The following is a 7894-nucleotide window of genomic DNA, read 5'->3' as shown; positions in this document are numbered from 1 at the left end:
TAAAGCAGTAAGTAGAACTCGTGAGGGTCTACATTATCTCGGTGTGAGTCTATTTAATCACATTTTGAGTGGCAGGATGAAGATGGAACAATATGCATATATCAGAGTTTCTACAAAAGAGCAGCACATAGACAGGCAGATCATGGCATTAAAACCATATAGTATTTCACCAAAAAATATTTATTGCGATTATCAGTCCGGAAAAGACTTTGAACGTCCGGAATATCGTAAGCTGATCAGAAAATTAAAAGAAGGATAAAAGATGAAATTTTTTGATGGGGAGGGTTGCCTCCCTATTGTTATAAAGTTTACTTTTGATGTTGATTTTATAAAGTGTATGTAAAAATACCATGCAAAGCACATAACAAAATAGTTGACAAACATCACATAGACAATTATAATAAACACAAAACAGAAGTAAAATATATTATATATCTATCAAACAGAAAGCAAAAATCGTATTGCTTTTCAAAACTCAATGAAAATTCAATGCCATTCGCCAGGAAAATCCAATTTAAAAAAGACCTGCGTGAAGCGGCTTGAAGAAATGAAAATTTTTCGTATACTTGAAAGCAGGAAGTATTACCTGAAATATTGTTTTAGGAAAAAACTTACATCCCGTAGTTGCTTCACGTAAAAGAACCAAAAAAAGGAGAAGCCTATGGGAGAAAAAGATATTACAGAGAAAATTCTGGCAGATTATAATGATGTTTTTGCGGATATTATGAATGGATTACTTTTTGCGGGAGAACAGAGAATCCTGCCGGAAGCACTGGAAAATACGTCAATCCATTCACAGTACAAAGCGGAAGATGAAAAAGTACATGAGCTGGAACGAGACGTAGCAAAGTACTGGAAAGAAAAAGAAGTAGAGCTTGCGATTTGCGGTATTGAGAATCAGAGCGTTGTGGAGAAAAATATGCCGTTTCGCGTGATAGGATATGATGGGACAGCGTACCGCAGCCAGTTGCTGGAAGAAAGGAAAAAGATTCTTCCGGTGGTGACAATTGTATTGTACTTTGGAACGGACAGACACTGGAACAGCGAAAAAAATATTAAATCTTTGATGGAAATACCAGAAGGACTGGATAAGTTTGTAAATGACTACAGTATGCAGGTGTTTGAGATCGCATGGCTGACAGAGGAAGAAATAGAAAGATTTCAGAGTGATTTTCGAATCGTAGCAAATTTTTTTGTGAAAAAAAGAAAGAACAAAGATTATATACCAGATGATCCGACGGAAATAAAGCATGTAGATGAAGTGTTAAAACTGTTGCAGGTAATGACAGGTGACGACCGTTATAAAGAAATGTTCAAGAAAAAGAAGGAGGTGCATAGTATGTGTGATGTGGCAGAGAGGCTGGAAAAGATGGGTATTGCGAAAGGAATTGAGCTTGGAAGGGAAGAGCAAAAGAAAGCCAGCAGAGTGGAATTTATTTTACGTGTGCTGGAAACGAAAGGAACTGTGGACGAAAAGACCAGAAAAAGAATCGAAGAAGAACCAGATGTAGATCGTTTGGACATTTGGTTTACAAAAGCATTAAAGGCAAATACCGTTCAGGAGTTTGAACAGGCACTGGATTAAATGAACATTTCCCCTCTGCAGGAGCGACTTACGGCAGGAACTCTTGCAGAGATTTTTTATCTTAGTCGGAGAAGACTCCCACTTCTAACAGGACGCCACTGAAAAAGTGGCGTCCTAACAGTGCCAGGTAATTATGATTTGCATTTAACCTGTTCTTAAATGGACTTCTTTCTGAATAAACTGTCACAAGAGTCCAAAAATGGGTGACGGTTTTGATGTATGATCTGCGGCTGAAAAATATCCCTGCGGAAGTATGGATGGGAATATTGGTGCTGGCATGTGCAATTTTACTTTTTACGAGTGGTGTGAAAAATGTGCTTCCGGCTTCCGGCAGTGTGGAGAAACAGGTTATTTTGATTGATGCGGGGCATGGGGGTTGTAGATAACGCAAGTAATGAAAACAACGAAAATACAAGGAGAAAGGCAACTGTTGTACCTATTAAAATAAAATATGTGTGAGAGGACAAGCCTTTCAATAATGTAGACGTTCAGAAATGAGCGTCTATTTTTATACCCAAAATGAAAGGAGCATTAGATTTATGAAAAAGACATGGAAACGATTGTGTACGGGCTTCTTAGCTCTTGCAACTGTCGTTACTGCTTTACCGACTACACCCGTTCATGCAGAAAGCAAGCAATACTGGACGGAAAGTGCAGAACGTGTCGGTATCATTGAAAAAGTAATGAATGACGGTTCTATTGGTTCGACATTCAATGAGGGCTATATGAAAGTCGAGGGCGAAACTGCCTATTGTATTGACATCAATACAGATTTTAAGAACGGCTATAAGACCAGAGCTGACGCAAGCTCACGCATGAGTGCCGACCAGATTTCAGATGTGGCGTTATCCTTAGAGTATGTCAAACAGTATGGCGAAGCTCACAAGGAATTGAACTATAAACAAGTCTATCTGTTGGAACAATGTGTTGTCTGGCAGAAATTGAGCGTACATCTTGGCTGGCAATGTGATAACGTGCGAGCTTCTTATGATGAAATTCCAAAGACTACGCAGGACGAAGTTTTCTCTGGTGCAAAAACCTTTGTCAAAGAAAATAAAGGACGCTATGAATGTGGCGGTTATATCTACTCTGGCGAGGGGCAGGAATTGGGACAATTCTGGGCGAAACTGAATGTTGGAAATGCAAAACTGCAAAAGACTTCCAGTAATGCCAGCATTACAGACGGTAATGGGAATTACTATATTTCTGGTGCAACCTATGGTGTCTTTTCTGATAAGGACTGTACGAAACAGCTTGCCACCCTTACGACTGATGGAAACGGAAATACAGATGTTGTAGAGGTAACGGCTGGCACAGTCTATATCAAGGAATTATCCGCACCAGCAGGATATAAAGTGGATAAAACTGTATATTCCTTAAAGGTTGAAGCTGGAAAGACAGCAACATTGAAAGTATCTGATACGCCAAAAGTAACGGACACTTTGATTGAGCTTTTCAAGATTGATATGGAAACACAGAAAGACAATCCGCAAGGGAACGCTTCTTTAGCAGGTGCGGAATTTACATGGAAGTATTATGCAGGCTTCTATAATAAAGACAATCTCCCTGCCGAAGCTACTCGTACATGGGTTACAAAGACAATCGCTGAAACAGACAGCGACGGGACAACTCACTACATCACAAAATTAGCGGACGCATACAAGGTATCTGACGATAGCTTCTATATGCAGGACGGCAAGGCGGTTCTTCCACTTGGAACGCTAACCGTTGAGGAAACGAAAGCTCCAAACGGCTACTTGTTAGAGGGTGCATATATGCAGGCTGGCGATAAGTCCGAACAGATTAAGGGCTTATATGTAACACAGATTACCGAGGACGGCGACCTTGCCGTATTATCTGGAAGTAACCAGTTTTCCGTATCAGACAAGGTTATCCGTGGCGGTGTCAAAATTCAGAAACGAGATTTAGAAACGGGCGATACAAAGCCACAAGGAAGTGCCACTCTGAAAGATACTGTCTTTGACATCATTTCCTTAAATGATAATTCTGTTTTGGTTGAGGGCAAGCTATATAAGAAAAATGAAGTCGTAAAAACTATTCGTACAGATATTGAGGGTATCGCTTCTACTTCTTCTGACCTCTTACCTTATGGAAAATTCCGCATTGTTGAGAGTGAAGCTCCCGACGGTTACTTAACTGACGGTGCAAAACCGATTGACTTTGCAATCACAGAAAATGGAAAAATCGTGGACTTAACCGACGAAGCTCATTCTATCTACAATCAGATTAAGCGTGGAGATATTGAGGGTGTAAAAATCGGTGCAGGCACACATAAGCGTCTTGATGATGTTCCCTTTAGGATCACAAGCAAGACGACGGGAGAAAATCATATTGTTGTAACTGATGATAACGGGCAGTTCTCCACTTCTGCCGACTGGGCTTCTCACAAGCATAATACTAACGCAGGCAAGACCAGTGAGGACGGTGTGTGGTTTGGGACTTCTGAACCAGATGACAGCAAGGGTGCGTTGCCTTATGATACCTACATCATTGAAGAAATGCGTTGCGACAGTAACAAAGGTTTTGAACTTATCCCACCTTTTGAAATCGTGGTATCAAGAAATAATCTTGTGATTGATTTAGGAACGCTGACTGATGAATACGAAAAAGAAATCTCTATTCATACCACAGCGACCAGCAAAGACGGCGAAAAGACTATCCTTGCAGGAAAAGAGGTTACAATCGTTGATACTGTCAAATTAGACGGACTTACAAAAGGCACAAAGTATCAGTTGAAAGGCTGGCAGATGTTAAAGGAAGAAAACGCCGAGCTTATCATTGACGGGAAACGTGTAGAAAACGATTATACCTTTGTCGCTGATGATGAAGAAATGAAAGTGGAAATTTCCTATACATTCAATGCGTCTGCTTTAGATGGCAAAAACCTTGTTACCTTTGAAGAATTATATGATTTCAGCAATCCAGACGAACCCGTAAAAGTTGCAGAACACAAAGACATTGAGGACGACGGGCAAACGGTACTTATCACAGAGCGTATCATCAAGATACATACTACCGCTACCGATAAGGACGGCAACAAAGAGCTTAAAGCAGGAAAAGATGTTACAATCATTGATACCGTAACCTTAGAGGGCTTAGAAGTCGGTACACAGTACAAATTTGTGGGCTGGCAGATGTTGAAAGAAGAAAATGCAGAACTTCTTATCAATGGAAAACGTGTGGAAAGTGATTACACTTTTATTGCTGACAGCGAAACTATGAAAGTGGAAGTTGCTTTTACGTTTGACGCTACTTCTCTTGACGGCAAACAGCTTGTAACTTTTGAGGAATTATACGATTTAAGCAATCCAGACGAGCCGAAGAAAGTTACCGAGCATAAGGATATTGAGGATAAGGGACAGACGATTACCTTTAAGGAAAAGCCAGAAGAACCAGAGAAACCCGAAACACCACCGACACCAGAAAAGCCTAACAGACCTAGCGACAGTCCCAAAACGGGCGACAGTACAAATGTAATGGCATTTGTTGTGATGTTGCTTGCGTCTGCTGGTGGACTGGCTGGAACATATCTTTACAAACGCCGTAAAATGAAGAAATCATAAGGCGGTAACGGTATGATGAAAGAAAAATCACGCTCTCCGCCGAAGCTGTCAAACGGCAGATTTTTGCTTATTCTGGCTTGTCTGCCTACAACCTGCAAGAACACGGATAGTCAAGGGTGCGTAAGCATTGATTTTACCCTTTACTATCTGGGGGATTGCTGGTACTTCCCAAACCGCCAGAATAAGAAATCACAATTAAAAAACTTATCAAATATAGAAAGAAACGAGGTAAAACAATATGGAAATGAAATATGTCGTGCCAGATATGGCACAGTCTTTTGGAACTCTTGAATTTGCAGGCGAAAGCGAGCCAGTCTTTGAAAGAGATAAAAATAATCGCAGGGTCTTAGCCAGACGAAGCTATAACCTTTATTCCGACGTACAGAAAGGCGAAAATGTTGTGGTAGAAATTCCCGTGCAGGCTGGCGAAAAGAAGTTCAAGTATGAGCAGAAAGTAAAACTTGTCAATCCGAAGTTATACGGCAGAGGTTACGCAATCGGGGATATGGGACATACCGATTATGTATTAGTTGCTGATGATATTGTAGCAGTTGAAGAAAAGTAAAGGAGTGAAGAAGTTATGAGATTATCAAACGGATTTGTTATTGACAAAGAGAAAACATTTGGAGAATTAAAATTTACAGCAGTGCGTGATGTGTTCTTACAGAATGCGGACGGGACACCGAGTACCCAGCTTAAAAAGCGTATCTATGATTTGAAGTGCAGTCTGCATGGTGGAATTATCCCCGTATCTGTACCGCCAGAAGTACCGTTAAGAGAATTTCCGTACAATGCAGTTGTGGAACTTGTCAATCCCGTAGCCGATACGGTATCACGAAAGACCTATACGGGTGCAGACGTGGACTGGTATGTAAAGGCAGAGGATATTGTGTTGAAAAATAAAGGCAACCTGAACACAGGCAATCCACAGAACCATACACCGCAGGGACAGTCGAAGAAATAAAATGATACAATCAGCTTTTTACTTTGAATAAACAGTAAAGAAAAGTTATAATCTATGTATACTTTTATAATGTTAAAGCAGGTTGACAAATTGCCAACAAAGATTGGTTGAAGAAAACTCTTATTTTTGTAATACTATTCTTGCGGTCGCAAATAAAGAATACTATTAGGAGGCAATATATGAATTTTAATGAAAAGCTGATAAACCTTAGAAAGTCAAAGGGACTTTCTCAAGAAGAATTGGGAAATGAGTTAAAAGTTTCCAGACAAACAATTTCAAAATGGGAGTCATGTCAATCTTATCCAGATTTTCAACGCTTAGTATTGTTAAGCGATTATTTTGGATTAACATTAGACGAATTAGTAAGAGATATTGATGTACAAGAGGTAAGAGAAAAAAACTTGAATAACGAAAAACTATCTTCAATATACAGCGATATGAATGAAGCAAAAAGTTTTATTAGAGTTTGTCTTGCTATTGGCGTAGTAGTTCTTATCTTTTTTGCAATGATTGTTACATATGGAATATTCTTTGTAAAATAAAATGTAAATTTTTGTATATCACTCAAAGCAGTTAGTCTTAGGATTGACTGCTTTTTTCATACCCAGAAAGGAGTGATTGATTTATGCGTATGAATTGGAACAAAGGACACCGTATCAGAGCCAGCGACAAGCACCTTGTCTACCACTTTTCCATAGGGACGCTTCTGTTTGTATTCATGGCGGTTCTCCTGCTACTGAATATCAAACCGCTTATATGTACTGATTGGGAGCATTTCAGCTTGTTAGAGAACGGCTTGACGCTTTCTCCTTACAACTTCATAACCTTACTGATAGCGACTGGTGTTTGTGCATTGGTCGCTTTTCTGTATTACCGTTTCTGTTACGACAGTTTCAAGAAGCTCCTGCACCGTCAAAAGCTGGCACGAATGATACTGGAAAATAAGTGGTATGAAGCCGATACCGTACAAGACAGCGGTTTTTTTGCTGACCTGCAAAGCAGATCAAGGGAAAAAATCGTCTGGTTTCCAAAGATTTATTATCAAATGGAAAAGGGACTGCTTCATATCCGCTGTGAAATCACATTAGGAAAATATCAAGACCAGCTTTTACGGTTAGAGGATAAATTGGAAAGTGGCTTATATTGCGAGCTGACTGACAAAACCTTACATGACGGCTATATCGAATATACCCTGCTTTATGATATGATAGCGAACCGTATTACCATTGATGAAGTACGGGCAGAAAACGGCTGTCTTAGACTGATGAAAAATCTTGTCTGGGAATATGACGCACTTCCTCATGCCCTTATCGCTGGTGGGACTGGTGGCGGTAAAACATATTTTCTACTGACGCTCATTGAAGCTTTACTGCATACCAACGCTGTTCTTTATATCTTAGACCCAAAGAACAGCGACCTTGCAGACTTGGGAACAGTCATGCCTAATGTCTATCACACCAAAGAAGAAATGATTGATTGCGTCAATGCCTTTTATGAGGGCATGGTACAGCGAAGTGAGGAAATGAAGCGACACCCGAACTATAAGACGGGCGAAAACTATGCCTATCTGGGACTGCCACCCTGCTTTCTTATCTTTGATGAATATGTGGCATTTTTTGAAATGCTGGGGACGAAAGAAAGCGTGGGCTTACTTAGCCAGTTAAAGAAAATCGTTATGTTAGGACGACAAGCAGGTTATTTCCTTATCGTTGCCTGCCAGCGTCCAGACGCAAAGTATTTCTCGGACGGTATCAGAGATAA

8 protein-coding genes are annotated in these 7894 nt (G+C 40.2%); all 8 read left to right on the top strand.

Features of this window, described 5'->3' with window-relative positions; genetic code table 11:
- The first annotated feature begins 82 nt into the window (after positions 1-82).
- The gene (locus tag LKD42_RS14480) at positions 83-259 is read left to right on the top strand and encodes a recombinase family protein (protein ID WP_022117962.1); all 177 of its coding nucleotides are present in this window, start codon (positions 83-85) and stop codon (positions 257-259) included.
- 402 nt (positions 260-661) lie between these two features.
- Positions 662-1585 (top strand): Rpn family recombination-promoting nuclease/putative transposase, encoded by a 924-nt coding sequence (locus LKD42_RS14475; RefSeq protein WP_248836104.1) that lies wholly within the window; start codon positions 662-664, stop codon positions 1583-1585.
- 203 nt (positions 1586-1788) lie between these two features.
- Positions 1789-1971 (top strand): hypothetical protein, encoded by a 183-nt coding sequence (locus LKD42_RS14470; protein WP_248836103.1) that lies wholly within the window; start codon positions 1789-1791, stop codon positions 1969-1971.
- A 153-nt stretch (positions 1972-2124) separates the two neighbouring features.
- Positions 2125-5169, top strand: coding sequence for an SrtB-anchored collagen-binding adhesin (locus LKD42_RS14465; protein ID WP_227567255.1), 3045 nt, complete (start codon positions 2125-2127; stop codon positions 5167-5169).
- Between the two features lie 238 nt (positions 5170-5407).
- The gene (locus tag LKD42_RS14460) at positions 5408-5734 is read left to right on the top strand and encodes a YdcP family protein (RefSeq protein ID WP_005339720.1); all 327 of its coding nucleotides are present in this window, start codon (positions 5408-5410) and stop codon (positions 5732-5734) included.
- A gap of 15 nt (positions 5735-5749) precedes the next feature.
- Positions 5750-6133: a YdcP family protein gene (locus LKD42_RS14455; protein WP_118702206.1), complete on the top strand. Its 384-nt coding sequence runs from the start codon at positions 5750-5752 to the stop codon at positions 6131-6133.
- A 179-nt stretch (positions 6134-6312) separates the two neighbouring features.
- Positions 6313-6675 carry a helix-turn-helix domain-containing protein gene (locus LKD42_RS14450; RefSeq protein WP_015555127.1) on the top strand — a complete coding sequence of 121 codons (363 nt, stop codon included), beginning with the start codon at positions 6313-6315 and terminating at the stop codon, positions 6673-6675.
- 83 nt (positions 6676-6758) lie between these two features.
- A partial coding sequence (locus LKD42_RS14445; protein WP_248836102.1) for an FtsK/SpoIIIE domain-containing protein occupies positions 6759-7894 on the top strand: 1136 nt, incomplete at its 3' end.

Source organism: Hominisplanchenecus faecis, from assembly GCF_020687205.1.
Classification (GTDB): Bacteria; Bacillota; Clostridia; order Lachnospirales; family Lachnospiraceae; genus Hominisplanchenecus; species Hominisplanchenecus faecis.
Note: the sequence above shows the minus strand (reverse complement) of the source record. Positions and strands in the feature narration are given on the sequence as shown.

Bases quoted from the DNA above. Each gene is read 5' to 3' on its own strand.
- LKD42_RS14465 (WP_227567255.1), top strand. From the start codon at position 2,125: ATGAAAAAGACATGGAAACGATTGTGTACGGGCTTCTTAGCTCTTGCA.
- LKD42_RS14480 (WP_022117962.1), top strand. From the start codon at position 83: ATGGAACAATATGCATATATCAGAGTTTCTACAAAAGAGCAGCACATA.
- LKD42_RS14460 (WP_005339720.1), top strand. From the start codon at position 5,408: ATGGAAATGAAATATGTCGTGCCAGATATGGCACAGTCTTTTGGAACT.
- LKD42_RS14455 (WP_118702206.1), top strand. From the start codon at position 5,750: ATGAGATTATCAAACGGATTTGTTATTGACAAAGAGAAAACATTTGGA.
- LKD42_RS14450 (WP_015555127.1), top strand. From the start codon at position 6,313: ATGAATTTTAATGAAAAGCTGATAAACCTTAGAAAGTCAAAGGGACTT.
- LKD42_RS14475 (WP_248836104.1), top strand. From the start codon at position 662: ATGGGAGAAAAAGATATTACAGAGAAAATTCTGGCAGATTATAATGAT.